Annotated in this window: 15 protein-coding genes and 1 pseudogene; 2 read left to right on the top strand and 14 right to left on the bottom strand. The window is 36.3% G+C overall.

From position 1 onward, the window contains the following. Window positions 1–86: 86 nt before the first annotated feature. From ACWNMZ_RS08250 to hpf, 9 genes and pseudogenes are all read right to left on the bottom strand, one after another. Window positions 87–2,156: an alpha-glucuronidase family glycosyl hydrolase gene (locus ACWNMZ_RS08250; protein WP_449598611.1), complete on the bottom strand. Its 2,070-nt coding sequence runs from the start codon at window positions 2,154–2,156 to the stop codon at window positions 87–89. 87 nt (window positions 2,157–2,243) lie between these two features. Continuing rightward, complete coding sequence (locus ACWNMZ_RS08245) at window positions 2,244–2,912, bottom strand: GntR family transcriptional regulator (RefSeq protein WP_251627569.1); 669 nt, start codon at window positions 2,910–2,912, stop codon at window positions 2,244–2,246. Between the two features lie 678 nt (window positions 2,913–3,590). Beyond that, the gene (locus ACWNMZ_RS08240) at window positions 3,591–4,427 is read right to left on the bottom strand and encodes a DUF1028 domain-containing protein (RefSeq protein WP_031540550.1); all 837 of its coding nucleotides are present in this window, start codon (window positions 4,425–4,427) and stop codon (window positions 3,591–3,593) included. A 15-nt stretch (window positions 4,428–4,442) separates the two neighbouring features. Beyond that, on the bottom strand, window positions 4,443–4,973 hold the full coding sequence (locus ACWNMZ_RS08235) for a chromate transporter (RefSeq protein ID WP_031540551.1): 531 nt from the start codon (window positions 4,971–4,973) through the stop codon (window positions 4,443–4,445). Further along, on the bottom strand, window positions 4,970–5,533 hold the full coding sequence (locus tag ACWNMZ_RS08230) for a chromate transporter (protein WP_031540552.1): 564 nt from the start codon (window positions 5,531–5,533) through the stop codon (window positions 4,970–4,972). Before ACWNMZ_RS08230 ends, ACWNMZ_RS08235 begins: the two co-directional genes overlap by 4 nt. 24 nt (window positions 5,534–5,557) lie before the next feature. After that, a complete protein-coding gene (locus tag ACWNMZ_RS08225) occupies window positions 5,558–7,168 on the bottom strand; it encodes a gamma-glutamyltransferase family protein (RefSeq protein ID WP_251627570.1) in 1,611 nt (536 codons plus the stop codon). A gap of 106 nt (window positions 7,169–7,274) precedes the next feature. Next, window positions 7,275–7,553 (bottom strand): annotated as a pseudogene (locus ACWNMZ_RS08220) (peptide ABC transporter substrate-binding protein); the annotation flags it as partial. Window positions 7,554–7,578: 25 nt separating this feature from the next. Next, window positions 7,579–7,809 carry an oligopeptide/dipeptide ABC transporter ATP-binding protein gene (locus ACWNMZ_RS08215; protein ID WP_396953862.1) on the bottom strand — a complete coding sequence of 77 codons (231 nt, stop codon included), beginning with the start codon at window positions 7,807–7,809 and terminating at the stop codon, window positions 7,579–7,581. A gap of 422 nt (window positions 7,810–8,231) precedes the next feature. Next, window positions 8,232–8,780: a ribosome hibernation-promoting factor, HPF/YfiA family gene (gene hpf, locus ACWNMZ_RS08210; RefSeq protein WP_031540560.1), complete on the bottom strand. Its 549-nt coding sequence runs from the start codon at window positions 8,778–8,780 to the stop codon at window positions 8,232–8,234. A gap of 853 nt (window positions 8,781–9,633) precedes the next feature. Between hpf and ACWNMZ_RS08205 the strand changes: the two genes are divergently transcribed. Then, window positions 9,634–10,803, top strand: coding sequence for a glucose-1-phosphate adenylyltransferase (locus ACWNMZ_RS08205; RefSeq protein WP_311296729.1), 1,170 nt, complete (start codon window positions 9,634–9,636; stop codon window positions 10,801–10,803). A gap of 153 nt (window positions 10,804–10,956) precedes the next feature. Here ACWNMZ_RS08205 and ACWNMZ_RS08200 read toward each other — a convergent pair whose 3' ends face one another. The 5 genes from ACWNMZ_RS08200 to flaG form a co-directional block, all read right to left on the bottom strand. Beyond that, entirely contained in the window at window positions 10,957–11,718 is a 762-nt protein-coding gene (locus tag ACWNMZ_RS08200; RefSeq protein WP_154708613.1) for a transposase, read from the bottom strand. 205 nt (window positions 11,719–11,923) lie between these two features. Continuing rightward, window positions 11,924–12,259, bottom strand: a complete 336-nt coding sequence (locus ACWNMZ_RS08195) for a flagellar protein FliT (protein ID WP_154708614.1) — start codon at window positions 12,257–12,259, stop codon at window positions 11,924–11,926. Then, the gene (gene fliS / locus ACWNMZ_RS08190; protein ID WP_251627571.1) at window positions 12,259–12,660 is read right to left on the bottom strand and encodes a flagellar export chaperone FliS; all 402 of its coding nucleotides are present in this window, start codon (window positions 12,658–12,660) and stop codon (window positions 12,259–12,261) included. The genes ACWNMZ_RS08195 and fliS overlap by 1 nt, the downstream gene beginning before the upstream one ends. A 19-nt stretch (window positions 12,661–12,679) precedes the next feature. Continuing rightward, window positions 12,680–14,221, bottom strand: a complete 1,542-nt coding sequence (locus ACWNMZ_RS08185; RefSeq protein ID WP_251627573.1) for a flagellar hook-associated protein 2 — start codon at window positions 14,219–14,221, stop codon at window positions 12,680–12,682. 15 nt (window positions 14,222–14,236) lie between these two features. Then, entirely contained in the window at window positions 14,237–14,587 is a 351-nt protein-coding gene (flaG, locus tag ACWNMZ_RS08180; protein WP_251627575.1) for a flagellar protein FlaG, read from the bottom strand. 180 nt (window positions 14,588–14,767) lie between these two features. Between flaG and ACWNMZ_RS08175 the strand changes: the two genes are divergently transcribed. Further along, entirely contained in the window at window positions 14,768–15,616 is an 849-nt protein-coding gene (locus ACWNMZ_RS08175) for a DNA endonuclease (RefSeq protein ID WP_154708618.1), read from the top strand. Window positions 15,617–15,643 lie beyond the last annotated feature (27 nt).

Below are 15,643 nucleotides of genomic sequence, written 5' to 3'. Positions count from 1 at the left end.
TGGTCTTATACGCGCAGTTCCGTCCTTCTTTTGCAGCGGGAAGGCTACTTTACTGGCCATAATGCGGGATAAATGAGGTACTGATTTTAATATATTGTTCTATTTTTTTCGTCTGCTATTCCTGATTTTCTATAGAAATACGTATTAATGCGATCACGCCATTCCATAGCATTTTCTAATTGAAGCTGAAAACGTTCTTTCACATTTTCAAAAACCCAATTCTCTACTTTTCCTTCTAATTCATTCCATTTCTTAATAAACGTCTCCACTTCTTCTACACCTTGAAAATGTGTATTATAAATATGCTGAATGACGGTTTCTCCAGAGTGAAGTTTATGTGTGTATGGTACATGATGGAAAAATAGAAGCAACTCATCTGGACAATCTTCTAATGAATTGTATCGTTCTGCATTTGGTCCAAAGTATTGTCCCACATAGCCAGTTCCAGTTTTCATTGTACGGTCTACACCAATTCCTTTACAGTCAGCAAAGTGGTATGTACCCCATTTTGAATACTCATATCCATCCACGTTTGGACCATAATGATGATTAGGATTTACCATCCAGCCGACGCCAAGTGGTGCAGTATAATTTTCATAGGTTCTCCATGATTGGAGCAAAATAAATTCCAATACTTCTACCACTTTCGGATCATGACCAAAAGTTAATTGAATCCATTCATCTGTAATTTCTTCTGTTGATAAATCAGGATTCCAGGTTAATCTGCCAAATCCATAAAGATTGGCCTGTGCTAATGTATTTCCAGTCCAATTTATATCATTGCCTATATTAGATACAGCAGCAATACCGCTATGGCTATAGTTATAGTGTGAACCATCTACTATTGATTTTACGGTCGATCCTTCTCCATCAGCATATGTATCAAAGTTTAATATTTCCTTCCACTGTGGAACTAAATAGCAAACGTCTTTTTGTTGACCCGTATATTCTTGTGCAATTTGAAATTCCACTACCTGGTTCGTTTCTTTCATAGCGCCTATTAGCGGAGAGATTGGTTCACGTACTTGGAAATCCACTGGCCCATTTTTAACTTGCAAAATAACATTATCAAGAAATTGTCCATCAAGGGGCTTAAAATTGTCGTATGCTGCACGTGCTCGATCTGTTTTTCTATCCCGCCAATCCTGTAAACAATTGTAAACAAAGCAACGCCATACTACTTTTCCATTAAAAGGCTGTAATGCTCGTGCTAAAACATTAGCTCCCTCAACATGGCCTCTGCCATATGTAAATGGTCCAGGTCTACCTTCTGAATCTGCTTTCACCACGAAACCACCAAAATCAGGGATATGGCTATAAATTTCTTCTGCCTTTCTCGCCCACCATTTTTCTACTTCTTTATCCAGTGGATCGGCAGTTGGAAGATTCCCCAATTCTATAGGACTAGCATAATTTATACTTAAATAAGTAGTAATCCCATAAGACCTTAGAATAGTTGCCACTTCTTTCACTTTAGGCAAAAATTCCTTTGTAAGTAATTTCGTCTCCACCTCCCATACATTTACATTATTAATCGAGATGGCATTGATTCCAACAGAAGAGAGAAGGCGAGCATAATCTTTAATTCTTGCGAAATCCTTCGTGAAATCGTTATCATTAAAAAAGATGGAGTTACCAGAATAACCTCGTTCAATAGAACCGTTCATATTATCCCATTGATTCATCATTCTTAACTGATGTTTTGGTGTTTCCCTTATTTCTAAGCCAATAAGGGATTCTTCTTGTTGTAAAATTCTTAAAAAGTGGAAAACTGCATATAAAGCTCCTTTATCTGTTTTTCCAATTAATAGCACTTGTCTATTATCATCGGTTGTTTTTACTAAATAGCCTTCCTCATTTAAGTCATCAAATAATTTTGGTGAAATCCCATAATTATTTAAGTTAACGCTTTCATATGTTCCTAAAATAATAGAAGACCCATCTTCCACAGATTGTTGAATAGTTGGTACAACATCTAGCATAGACTTAAGAGCAATTTTAAGTTCGTTTACAGCAGAACCAATGACTACTGATTGTAAAGCAATTGAAATAGTAGAAGCTATGTTGGTATATTTATCAGCGTTTTCAATTTTACGATACTGCAACCAACAGTGATAACTATTGGTTACGAATCGTTGATTTTCTTTATCCATCATTTTTTCCATTTGCTTAATCCTCCTATAATTAACCTATAAAGCTTGATTAAAATTCTGTGAAAAAGCTATGATAAAATTCTACTAATCTTAACTAAAATAATCAGGATAAGTCTTCTTTAATTCCTTTTTCTCAAAGTTAACTAAGTTTAAATGTATCCCTATTAATTTTTCTGCATCAATTGCTTTCTTTTCCTTGATAAACTGAAAGATATCTTTATGCTGAGCAACAAGGATATCCCATTCCAGATTTGACTCTAATCGGAGAACACGCAAACGATCAAAGTGGCTGTTCATTTGTCTAATCATCTTCCAGGTTCTCAGTTTATTACATCCCTCAAATAAAAACCGATGAAACTGATCATCTAATTCCAATAATTGTTGGTGGGATTCATTTTTTAAACATAATTCCTGCATGGCAATATTGGATTCCAATTTAAATAACTGCTCTTGGTCAAAAACCTCACAAGCTTCTCTCACAACTGCTTTTTCCATATTTTCTCGAACAAACCTTGCTTCTTCCACAAGATCTAAATCAATCAAGGAAACAATCGTACCAATTTGCGGATATATTCCAAGCAAATCTTCTTGGGAAAGCTTTAAGAAAGCTTCTCTTACCGGGGTGCGACTTACGTTTAACTCACTTGCGATTTCTTGTTCAGAAATCTTTTGCCCTGGTTTTAATCCTAAATCTGTTATTCTATTTTTTATTGTTTCATAAACAAAATCTCGTGTGGAAATATTTTGCCTTTTTCTCATTGAAACTATTATACTCACCTTTTTCTTGGTATTCTAATGATACTAGTATGGTAGTTCGTACCTTCATTATAGAAGTTCTCATCTGGAATTTCAATCCTTTTTATTATATTAATTGTTTGGAAATATCGTTTTTCCATTTGCTTTCACCTATATGAAAATTCTATTCCGAGCATTGCTGTTTGAGAATATACAGAAGTCAACACGATAAAAAAACTCCCTATATAATAGGAAGTTTCAAACTGGAGACAAACTCCTTTTTGTTTGAGGATTTTGCCTATGGTCTTTTTTGTAGCCCTTTCTAATAGGGATGTTGATTTCCGCTACAGGGGTTCGCTTTCCATGGGGCGAGCGCCGAGCCGCTTCGTCGTTTCGCTCCTGCAGGGTCTCGGACTTTCTCGCATCTCCCATAGGAGTCTCACCCCTTCCGCTCCAATCAACATGGCTTTATCAATTTAGTCTAGAATTTTAACTGCTCTGTTTTTAAATTACAGCTAGAAAATTTTTTAGAGTTGAAACACTCCCTTCCAAACATTCTTCTATTCAAAGAGACCAATTAGAAATGATTACTGTAGATCAACTTGTTCTGCCAAATCAATTAGTTCGCAAGATGGAGGCTACACTTAACTTCTCTTTTATCAAACAAAAAACTCCCTATATAATAGGAAGTTTCTAGTTTGATTATTTTTGTTTTTTCATATACTCGAGCACTTCTGAATCAATAAAGCCCTCTTTTTGTTCTCGTTCTTCAAAGTTCTCGGTATGAATATAGGTAGTAAGTGCTTCAGATATTGCCGTGATTGTTTCGTTTAGATAGCCCAATCTTTGAAGGTGTGTCGTTAGTTCCTCTAACGTTCTTCCTTCGATTGGAATAATATTCTCTGGCTTTGAGGGAGCAAAATATAGTTGCTGTAATTGATAGATGCGGGTTAGTTCTTGGATTGGCTCCACATGATCTTCTACACGTAAATCAATATAGCGATCATTAAAGCCTCCATATCCACCTCTATCCTTTACAACAAGTAGTGCTGCTGATTGCTGTCCTCTACTATCGCCGCCTGCATTTTGTCCTGCTTGCAATGCTGCAAGTAATCGTTCAGCAAGACTTCCTTCTGCCTTTTGAAAAGTGTCAGCCATTGCTTTTACTGTATTCTCGTCTACTAGAATATTTCCCTGTGCTGCAAAATGAGGCCCTGTTACCCCTCCAGCCCAGTTATAGCATTCTTTTCCCGTGAACGTTGCTGCATTGCCGTTAGCATCAATAAAACCAACTTGTCTTTGCTCTCTGCCTGGGTCCTTGTCTAATAAGGCATGCAATGCTTCTTCTGCTGATTTTCCCTCTTCCATTAAACGTAAGCCTTCTGGACCAAAGGACGTATTTGCATAAGATTGAGTAGCAACTGCTCCCACTCCTGCCTTTGCCCATGGAACAACTGCTCCAACACCAAGAAATTTCGATTGGACAGCAATGCCCCATTCTTTTTCCTGTGGATCATACCCGACAATAGAAAATGTCATGTTCTTGCCTCCTTTTTAAGCTAAGAAAATTGCCCCATATACAAGGGAACCTGCTATCACATAAGCAGGATGAACTTTTACTTTTTCTAATAAAATGAAGCTAATGAGGCCAATGAATGCAGTCTGCAGAATTCCAATTCCATGATAAGAATTTTGGAAAAAACTGATTGTCATCATTGCCAGCAAAACAGCAATTACTGGTCTAACTAAGTTTGTCAGTAGATTCACTTTTGGAGAATCTTTAAATTTCATTAGCAAACGTAAGAGGACAATCATTAAAATTAAGGATGGGGCGACTGTTGCAAACACACCGATGATTGCGCCAAGTACTCCACCCTCTTGAAACCCGATATAGCCTGCCATTTTGGTCGCAATTGGTCCAGGCAATGCATTTCCCATTGCAAGCATTTCACTAAATTCATTTTCTGTTACCCATTCATACCGATCAACCACTTCTTTTTCCACTAAAGGAATCGAAGCAGGTCCGCCTCCATAACCAAGAATTCCAGGCAGAAAAAATGCCCAAAAGATGTGCCAATAAATCACGAAGCCTTCACCTCTTTCACTTCCTGCTTCTCCTTCTTACTTAGAAGTGAAATGACAATGACGACGCCAATCACAATCGCAGGATGGATATTCAGAAGAACTAAAAGAATGATACTTGCTACAACTAACCCAATCGTTAGCTTCACGCCAAAGCTAGTATTTACTTTCTTTAAAAAGTCCACTGTCAATACCCCAAGCATCACGCCAACTACTGGAACTACTGCCTTTGTCATTCCTAATACCCAAGGCTTATCCTTGAAAGAATTTAAAAAGGTTAAAAGAACAATCATTAATAAAATAGTAGGAACAACAGATGCGATAATGGCAATTATCATTCCAAAGACTCCCTTTACTTGCCAACCAATATAGCCTGCCATTTTGGTTGCAATCGGTCCAGGCAATGCATTCCCTAATGCTAAAACATCGGAAAACTCATCATCTGTCATCCATTTATATTTATCCACTACTTCGTTTTTCACAAGTGGGATAGAAGATGGACCGCCGCCATATCCTAATATTCCCACTCGGAAAAAAGCAAGAAATAGATGCCAATATGTCATAAAATCAACAACCTTTCTGAAGTCTTACCAGGATGCAATCGCTCCATCTGTTCTTGATTCTGTTCCTCCAATTAATGCACCTGTTTCTTCATCTCGCCAGATGATTTGTCCTCTGCCAAAATGACCGTAGTCTGTAGCCGTTTGAATCTCATGCCCTCGTCTTGCCAGTGCTTGAGCGAGATAGTTGGGAAAGTGTGGCTCTACTAAAATTTTCTTGCCTTCCATCCACTGCCATCTCGGTGCATCTAAAGCTGCTTGCGGGTTTAAATGGAAGTCAATTGTATTTGTTATTACTTGGAAATGTCCTTGTGGCTGCATATAGCCACCCATAACCCCGAAAGGACCAACTGGTTTATTATCTTTAGTAAGGAATCCAGGAATAATGGTATGATATGTTCGTTTCCCTGGCTTTAATGCATTGGGATGGGTTGGATCTAGTGAGAAATCATGTCCACGATTTTGCAGACCGATTCCTGTTTCTGGAATGACAATCCCCGAACCAAAGCCCATATAGTTACTTTGGATATAGGAAATCATATTTCCTTCTTCATCTGCTGCTGCTAAATAAACCGTTCCGCCCTTTGGAGGAGATAAAGGCTCAGGAGTAACCGCATGCTCGCCAATTATTTCTCTTCTTAACGCCGCGTACTCTTCACTTAATAGCTCACTCACCGTATGAGGCATCTCTTTTTCTTCTGTAATAAAGGCTTTCCCATCTGTGAATGCAAGCTTCATTGCTTCGATATGTTTATGGTATGTATCAACAGAATCCTTCTCGGTTAAATCAAAGCCTTTTGCAATATTAAGAGCCATTAATGCCACTAAACCTTGGCCATTTGGCGGAATTTCCCAAACATCATAGCCTTTGTAAGAAACAGAAATCGGGTCTACCCATTCTGGATAAAAGCGAGCTAGATCCTCTTTACGAAGATAGCCATCATGCTCCTCCATAAATTGCGATATTTTGTCTGCTAATTCTCCACGGTAAAAGCTTTCTGCATTCGTTTCTGCAATCGAGCGCAAAGTAGCTGCATGACCTTTTGATGACCAAATTTCACCAATTTGTGGTACTTTTCCGTTTGGTGCAAATGTATCAAACCAAGGCTTATACTCTTCTCCTTGAAAAATTTCTTTAAAACGATTATAGGCTAGGTTCCAATACTTTCCTAAAGTTGGACTAATTGGATACCCCTCTTCTGCAAGACGAATAGCAGGTGCTAATGTTTCTTTTAAAGGCAGCTTTCCAAATTTCTCAGCAAGAGCAGCCCAAGCAGATGGAACTCCCGGTACAGTAACTGGGATAACACCATGGGTTGGCATCTTCTCGAAGCCCTTCGCTTTTAAATCATCAATGGAAATATCGTTTGGAGCAGGACCACTTGCGTTTAATCCATGAAGTTTGTCTTTTACCCATACAAGTGCAAACGCATCTCCACCGATTCCATTAGAAGTAGGTTCTACTACCGTTAATGCCGCTGCTGTAGCAATCGCCGCATCAATTGCGTTTCCCCCCTTCTGCAAAATCTCCAGCCCAGCTTGAGCAGCTAAAGGCTGGGAAGTAGCAACCATTCCTTTCTTGGCAAAAACCGTGTTGCGCTGGGATGGATAAGGATTATATAAGTAATCTAATTTCATATTAATTCAATTCCTTTCCGACATAATGACATGCTACAAAATGATTAGGCTCTGCTTCTTTCCACTCAGGTTTCGATTGTTTGCATAAGTCAGTTGCAATCACATATTTTTTTGATCGCTTTTCTTTACTGGAAAGCGCCTGTATATCTTGGCTTTGGAAATACACCTTTCCATCGGTTATATCCTCTAAACCAAGAACGGTTCGGCCGAGCGTGGATATTCCATTCCCCTACTCCCCCAACACTTTCACCCTCAAAAACTTCTAAACTAACATTCTCGACAGCTTTCACATGTCCTGAATTCTTTGTAACAAACCGCCTTTAATAGGAAAATACTTTTTGCCCCCTTCTAATGTAAGAAGGGGTTGTTTAACGATCGTCTGCATGTATTTCCACCTCCTCCTTCAACCATCATTTTACGCGATGAGTGGAATGAAGCTCATATTCCTTCGATGATTCTGCTTTACAACTTGTTGCAAATGGACAACGAAGATGAAAACGACATCCACTTATTTCTTCATTTAAGTTAGGCAATGAACCTGGTATTGCTTCCAGTTCAAAGGATGGATCATCAACATCTGGAAAAGAATGGAGAAGACATCTTGTAAAAGGATGATGTGGATTTGTAAATATGCTCTCCACATCCCCTTCTTCTACCTTTTCTCCAGCACGCGATCAGCGATTTCGGCGACTACTCCCAATCGTGGGTAACCATAATCACTCCCATGTAGGACAGCCTGCTATTTGCTGTAAATAATTCTAATATTTTTTATCTGTTACATCCAATTTCATTTAAACATCCCGCATCTTCTATATTAAATTTATGTCTCATTATAGCCTTTACACTAAAAATAGGAAAGTATTTTTAAGAATTTTCAAACTTTCGGATGTAGAATATAAATTAGCTTTAGGAATTTAGAGAGTTTGTCTATTGACATATATGATGTACAGAAAGAGAGGCTTATTTTTTTAATGCTTATATTGATATTTTATATTTCACAATATCTTTTCCACCGTCTTACATAATGAATAAAACCTGCAGCTTTTCGCTGCAGGTTTGTCTTTTATTGTGCTTCTATTAATCCGTATTTTCCATCTTTTCGTTTGTAGACGATATTCGTGTTATTTGTTTCAGCATCTGTATAGACGAAGAAGTTATGGCCCAATAAATCCATTTGCAGGATGGCTTCTTCGCTGTCCATTGGTTTTAGGTTGAAGCGTTTTTGGCGAACGATTTCTAGCTCTTGTTCTTCATCCTCACCACTTGGCACACTTTCATAAGAACCGAATAGTTCATTTAAATTGCCTTTTTCTCTATGCTTACGATTTACTTTTGTTTTATGTTTTCTTATTTGTCTTTCTAATTTATCTGAGATTAAATCGATTGCTGCATACATGTCCATATGGTCTTCTTCTGCACGCAACAGCAGCTGGGACATTGGAATCGTAACCTCGACCTTAGACGTTTTGTCATTATATGTTTTAAGGTTGACGTTTACTTTTGCATCTGGTGTTTCAGAAAAATATCTTTCTAATTTGGATATTTTCTTCTCGACATATTCTCTAATTGCTGGAGTTACCTCAATGTTTTCTCCTCTAATGTTGAAATTCATAAGTTACTCCTCCTTTATAGTTTCCAGTGCGAGTCTTATTTTTTCCTAATGGTAAATAGAAATATACCTAGAAGGAATCATTTTGACTATACTATATATTTCTAGCCTACCCTACTAAAATCCTGCTAAAACGATATGAAATTTCGACAAACTTGTGAACATTTTTATGAGGGAATTTATTAGTATAATAATTCCAGCAAATTTTTATGTCAGAAAATGTTTCAATCAACGGCGGACAGGATATATATACAGCATAAATAAAACGTCACGTTCCTTAAATATAAAGCAACTTATTCCTGCTAAAAGAATTAGTTATTTTAAGAATTTAGATAGGTAAAGGCCGTCAATACTAGTATTTTTCGTATTAAAGGTTAATTCTATTGTTGTTAAATATCTAGACAACCAATTGCACTATTTAAAAACATTTCGACATAATCTATGAGGAGAAGCCTATATTCCTAACAAAAGATGTAATTGTGAGTATCATCACCTAGGTTTGTGTCGAGATTTATCGAAATTAATCAAAATATTTTTACAATTCATTGTTTTATATTTGCTACAATGAACACATTAAGAAATTAACTTGGAGGTACAATGAATGAGTGAAAAAATTTTACAAAATCAGCATGAAGCAGAATTAAAAGAAATGGAAGAGGAAGAGTACTTTTATAAACTTTGGGAAGATGATCGTTTATAACGAAATAGATCTACTTACTTGATAGAAACGTGAGGAACATTTGCTTTTTAAGAGATGTTCTTAAAATTTGAAAAAATTCTGGAAAAATAAGGAGCATCTTACTTTCTCTTGAAATTCTAACAATGGAAGATTTGACAACGCATACTGGAGGGATCTATTTTGAATAAAAAATGTATCGCAATGCTTTTAGCTGGAGGAAGAGGGACAAGACTAAAAAAACTAACAGAAGAATTAGCGAAACCAGCAGTACCATTTGGAGGAAAATATCGTATAGTTGATTTCACTTTAAGCAATTGCCGTAATTCAGGAATAGATACCGTTGGTGTACTAACACAATACCAGCCACATGTACTGCAAAATTACATTAAAGACGGAAAAGATTGGGATTTGGACAGCAGAGATGGCGGACTAAGCATCCTTCCTCCATACCAATGTGGTACAGAAGAACGCTGGTATGATGGTACAGCACATGCTATCTATCAAAATATATCCTATATTGACCAGTATAACCCGGAATATGTTCTCGTTATTTCTGGCGACCATATTTATAAAATGGATTACAACCTAATGTTACAACAGCATATAAAAACAGGCGCAGATGCAACGATTTCTGTGACAGAAGTTCCATGGGAAGAAGCTAGCCGCTTCGGAATCATGAATACAGACAGCAAAAGCAACCGCATCGTTGATTTCGAGGAAAAGCCAGCTAACCCACAGTCAAATCTTGCTTCAATGGGTGTCTATATCTTTAAATGGAAAACACTTAAAAACTATTTACAAAAAGAAGAAAAAAATGAATTATCATCAAAGGATTTTGGGAAAGATATTATTCCTGCCATGCTTACAGATAACCGCAAATTACACGCCTATACGTTTAAAGGCTACTGGAAAGACGTTGGGACAATCGACAGCTTCTGGGAAGCAAATATGGACTTATTATCAAAAGAAAGCAATATCTTTCTAAATGACAAAGACTGGACCGTATTTACCCACGAACACTGCTTTGCCCCATCCTATATTGAATCTTCCGCTACCGTAAAACGCTCCATTATTAGTGAAGGCTGCGAAATTTATGGAACAGTAGAAAACTCTGTCATCTTCCATGATGTCATTATCGGAAAAGGATCAATCGTTAAAGACTCCGTACTCCTTCCTGGAACCGTTATCGGTGAAAATGTAGTCATCGAAAAAAGTGTCACTGCTTGTAAAGTAAAAGTGGAGGATCATAGCATTATTGCACCAGAAGACGCAGATTCGGAGATTGTGTTGATTGGTGAGAATGTGGAGAATAAACAGACTCGTGTTGGGTTGTCTCGGGTGATTTAAATAACTGGGACAGTGGGGTCGGGTTCCTTGTCCCAGTTCTCAGTGGGACAGTGGGGTCAGGTTCTCTGTCCCAGCTTAACTTAAAAGGAAAAAGGGAGCAAGTATCCACAATTGGATATTCGCTCCCTTTCTCCTGTTTTCATCTCCTTCTTCTTACTTTGCACGCTGAACAACGCTTTTGGATATGCCAGTAATTCTTGCTATTTGTCTAATAGTTACTCCTTCTATGCATTTCAGCTTCTTTAATAATTTATCTCTCTCTTTTTTATTCAGTTTCTGTAGGGTAGCATTATTGGGTATTTCTAAACTCCTCATTATTTTCAAAACTTCTTCATCAGCAACTTTAACAGCGTTATTCGAATCTAAACAGTTCTCTTCATTAAGTTCAAAAGAATATGCTTTAAATAATTCTAATGCTTTCTTCTCATCACTCGAAAATAGTTGAAGAGCAAGTTCTGTATCAACCAAATTAGGTTTATCCATATACTCGCTTATGCTCGTCCATTTACAATTCAAAACATTCTTTGATACACCAGCTTTTAGTGGATTTTGATGAATATATCGAAGCACCGTTAAAAAGTATCTCACATCTTCAACGGTCTCACTTTTAAACCGCCCCTCAAACAAATGGCCACTCCTATCATATTTTGCATTATACCAATGGACATAACTGGAGCTAATTCTCTTCACTATATCTGAAATCGATTCATCTGTTTCTTTACACAAAAGATGAATATGATTATCCATTAAACAATAACCATATAACTTAAACTTACAAATCCCCTTATATTTTTTTAATGTTTTTAAGTATTGGGTTTTATCACCGTTATCTTCAAAAATAATTTGTCTATTAATACCTCTTATAATAATGTGATAAATACCATTCACACTCTTTTTTCTTGGATTTCTTGCCAATAAGCACCACCTCCATACAATAACTAAATTTACTCCTAGAGATTTATTCGTTTTTTGGAATGGATGATAGAAGGTTTTAACATGTGGAAAAAGAAGGAGAAAAAGAGAAGAGAAATAACTCTGCCTACTTATTTCAACAAAAATAAAGCTAATCCTCTAACTAAACAGAAAAAAAGTGGGACAAGGAACCTGGCCCCTTGACCCACTATTTTCGTTTATCGTAAAACATGCCATCCGTTTGCAAGGCTTGATATGGATTAACATATTTCTGATTGGATTTTTTTTTGTATTCTAGGCTTCTTATTTCTTTTTGAATCGATTGCTTTTCTTTTTGTAGCAATGCAACCAATTCTTTATCTTGCTGCAAGAGAGCCTGTCCGATTTTCTGTTCGGTTTCTGTCGTTGGTGACGTAAGAAGTGTCAGACAAGCTTGCCTTTGATCGAGAAGCTGATTGACTTTCTCCGTATCTACTTCCGATTCACCCTTTAACAGCTCCACCAATTCATTCGTAATAGCATAGCATCGCTTTAATGCTTCCATTATGCTTGGCCGCCCTGACCATGTTGTTTTTGACGATTAAGAACAATTGCTTCTTTCCATGTATCACGGAATTCTGTCACTAGTGATTCTACTTCTTCGATAAGCGCCCTATTATTCTCAATATTTGCCTTAACCAACTGACGATTCATATAATCATACAGGGACATCAAATTTTGTGAAATTGGAATATCCATATTTAATGTCACCATTAATTCTTTAATGATATTTTGTGATTTTTGGATATTTAAATTGCGTGTTGGAATATCTTTCTCATTAATTGCTTTTTTGGCTAAGTGTAAAAATTTCAGACAGCCGTTATAAAGCATTAATGTCAAATCACCAGCAGAGGCAGTATTTACTGCATTTTGCTGATAGGATTGATATGGATTGGAAATAGCCATTTTTTAAATCTCCTTTTTATTAAGAACTAAACATACTTGTTAAATACGTAGACTGGCTGTTTGCCTTGTTGATTGCCGTTTCCATTGCTGTAAAACGAGCCCAATAGCGAGATTCAAGCATCTCTAATTTATCCTCAAACCGCGTTATTTGGTCAGAATAATTATTTAATACCTTTCCGAGCGTAAAGGTATTATTTACACTAGAAGCCTTCCCTGCTTTTGCTGTGATATCCGTCATCGCTGTTTTTAAGCTATCTCTTAAGCGACGAGCAATTCCTTGTTCCGAACTTGTGTCACCATCCTTTTGAAAAAGTTCATAGACAGCGTTTGGATCTGCAGAAATTGCCTCTCTTAGTTTATCTTCATCAATCGTTAGCTTCCCACCATCTAAATAATTGGCAGTTGTGGTAATTCCAATTTGCGATAGTTGTGTGTAGGTAGATGTTCCGCTAACAGGTGAGCTAAAATTAGAACGCATTTTTGATAAAACATTCGTTAATATGGAATCATTTTTCAATGTACCACTTTTTGCTAGTTTTTCCCATTTTTCAATTTCATCCTCTGTCATATCTTCCTTCTGTGCATCTGTTAGAGGAGGATAATCACGATACTTTGATTCTGTTGTTTTGGCACGGATTTTTTCTACTGCTTCGTTATATTTATTAACGAATTGGGTTATTGTGTCTAAAATACCATCGACATCAGGTGTTGAAGAGAATGTCACAGCTTCTGTTGTTACTTTTTTGGCAGTGAATTCTACTCCGTTGATAGTAAAGGTGTTGGATGGACGAGTGATTTCTAGCCCATTGTATTCGATTTTAGCGTTGGTTCCAGCATTTCCTGCATCTTTATCTGCTGCAAGAACATTATTAGAATTAATCCCTAAAATATTATTAAAGAACTTATTTCCAACTTGCCCATCACCAGTATCAGTGAGAATAATCTCTGGTGTACGATCAATATCTCCTGAACCAGCAATATTCCCTGTATTTTTAGCAGTAAAGGAAATCTTTTGCGTAAAAGTATCATAGAAAGCTGTTACTCCAGAATCTTTATTAATTTTAGAAATGATGCTATCCAATGTATCTTCTTTAGTAATAGTTAGCTCATAAGGCTTTTCTTGCATTACTCCATCTTGGTTAATCGCACTAATTGTTATTGTCTGGTCTGCTGTTAAACCATATTCACTAAGGGGTTTTGACGAATCGGTAACCCTAGATTTTGTATAACTATGCATGGATGCAGCAGATGCAATTTCTTCTATTTTTACTGTACCCGAAAAATCAATCGTCGAATTGACATTTTTTACAGATAGTGCATCCGAATTAGATATAGCCACTGTCTTCTTAATATAACTTGCTTCCTTTGCAACTCCATTAAAAATAGTAGTATCTAAATCTAGCAACAAAGAATTCATTTCACGATAGTCATCTCGCTGCCATTCCGTATATGTCTTTTTTTGATTTATCTTATCTAGTGGTACCCTTTCTGCTGTCATTAACTGTTCAACAAGGGTATCAATATCCATTCCACTAGCCAATCCACCAATTCTTAATACCATTTTAACTCACCTCTTTTAAATCTTTTCATCGATCACTAAGCCCATAAATTCCTTCATTGCTGCATACATATCAAGCATTTTCTTAGAAGGGATCTCGCGGACTACTTCTTTCGTATCATCATCAATAACTGTTACATAATAATCATTTAATTTTTCATGAAGCTCAAACTTCAAAGAAGTATGGGAAGGCTGCATAAAAGCATTAATACCTTCAATCACTTCATCTAATTTCTCTTTATTTGGCTTTGGACCATAAAGCTGCAATGGAGCATCCATTTTACTATCTAATGTTTTCTCTATACCATTTATATTTTCCGCTTGTCTAGATGTGTAAAGATTTTGCTGGGAACCAATTCGTTCTATCATTTTAATTATCCCCCTGTGGTTACAACTAGAATTTATATATCTTATATCGGTAGATTGGAGAAACTTTTAAGGGGTGAGGGGAAAGAATTAGATTTTAGGAGAAAACTACTATTATAAATTATCTGTTTGCATTACAATAGAAACAGAACGTATATTCTCATTTATAAAGGAGGAAAGACTTTGGATACACTCACAGAAATTCAAAGAAATATCCTAATAGCTAGTATTATTGCAGATGGTGAAATTACAAAAATTTATAAGAATAGCAGACGAAAGAATCATAGTTATCGGGAACATTATGGAAGAGATCAAGAGGATTATCGAAAATGGAAAGTCTCTTTTTTTAATGGATTACTATATTTAACCCCTAAGAGTAATACTGTACATTCAAAATCGCTTCCACTGTTTACCAGATTATATCCCAATTTTTATAAACCTAATGGAATAAAAACATTGCCCCCTGAAAGTATTATGAAGCTATGCCAAAACCCTTATTTTCTTGCCATTTTATACATGGATGATGGATCTTTATGTATTTCTACAAGAATTAACCACCGAAAGAAATTAATCTATTTGACACCACATATCTATTTATATCTTCAGTGTTATCAAAAAGAGGAACTAATCTACTTACAAAACTTTATTAAAAATATATTCCATCTTTCCTTTCACCTTAGTTCAAGAAAAGATGGAAATGGCTATATACTTAAAACTACTTCCGTTAGAGAAACTTTTCAATTTTTACAAACTATAAATCCTGTAACCTTAAGTTGCCACTCCATGTTTTATAAAACGTCTTGGAATCACCGGCTCAAAATGGAAACAACTGAATGGAAAATTAAATATCCGACCTATACAATCATATCTACTGATTCAGAGCGTTATAGAGCGTATACTAATGAAGAAATAGACACCTTAATAAAATTTAAGAAAGAGGGATTAACGATTAATCAAATTGCAGAAAAATTAAATCGAAGCTATTGGTCTATTGTTTATAAGTGGAAAGAAATTAATAAAGAAGGGCTCTAGATAATCTAGAGCCACTTCTAAATAATT

This window comes from Niallia sp. Marseille-Q9988, from assembly GCF_976954375.1.
The sequence above is the reverse complement of the archived record's forward strand: the minus strand, read 5'-3'. Positions and strand labels throughout refer to the sequence as shown.

Excerpts from the sequence above, each read along its gene's own strand:
- hpf (WP_031540560.1), bottom strand. The coding sequence starts at position 8,780 with ATGAATTTCAACATTAGAGGAGAAAACATTGAGGTAACTCCAGCAATT.
- ACWNMZ_RS08250 (WP_449598611.1), bottom strand. The coding sequence starts at position 2,156 with ATGATGGATAAAGAAAATCAACGATTCGTAACCAATAGTTATCACTGT.
- ACWNMZ_RS08185 (WP_251627573.1), bottom strand. The coding sequence starts at position 14,221 with ATGGTATTAAGAATTGGTGGATTGGCTAGTGGAATGGATATTGATACC.
- ACWNMZ_RS08230 (WP_031540552.1), bottom strand. The coding sequence starts at position 5,533 with ATGACATATTGGCATCTATTTCTTGCTTTTTTCCGAGTGGGAATATTA.
- flaG (WP_251627575.1), bottom strand. The coding sequence starts at position 14,587 with ATGATAGAACGAATTGGTTCCCAGCAAAATCTTTACACATCTAGACAA.
- ACWNMZ_RS08195 (WP_154708614.1), bottom strand. The coding sequence starts at position 12,259 with ATGGAAGCATTAAAGCGATGCTATGCTATTACGAATGAATTGGTGGAG.
- fliS (WP_251627571.1), bottom strand. The coding sequence starts at position 12,660 with ATGGCTATTTCCAATCCATATCAATCCTATCAGCAAAATGCAGTAAAT.
- ACWNMZ_RS08225 (WP_251627570.1), bottom strand. The coding sequence starts at position 7,168 with ATGAAATTAGATTACTTATATAATCCTTATCCATCCCAGCGCAACACG.
- ACWNMZ_RS08240 (WP_031540550.1), bottom strand. The coding sequence starts at position 4,427 with ATGACATTTTCTATTGTCGGGTATGATCCACAGGAAAAAGAATGGGGC.
- ACWNMZ_RS08245 (WP_251627569.1), bottom strand. The coding sequence starts at position 2,912 with ATGAGAAAAAGGCAAAATATTTCCACACGAGATTTTGTTTATGAAACA.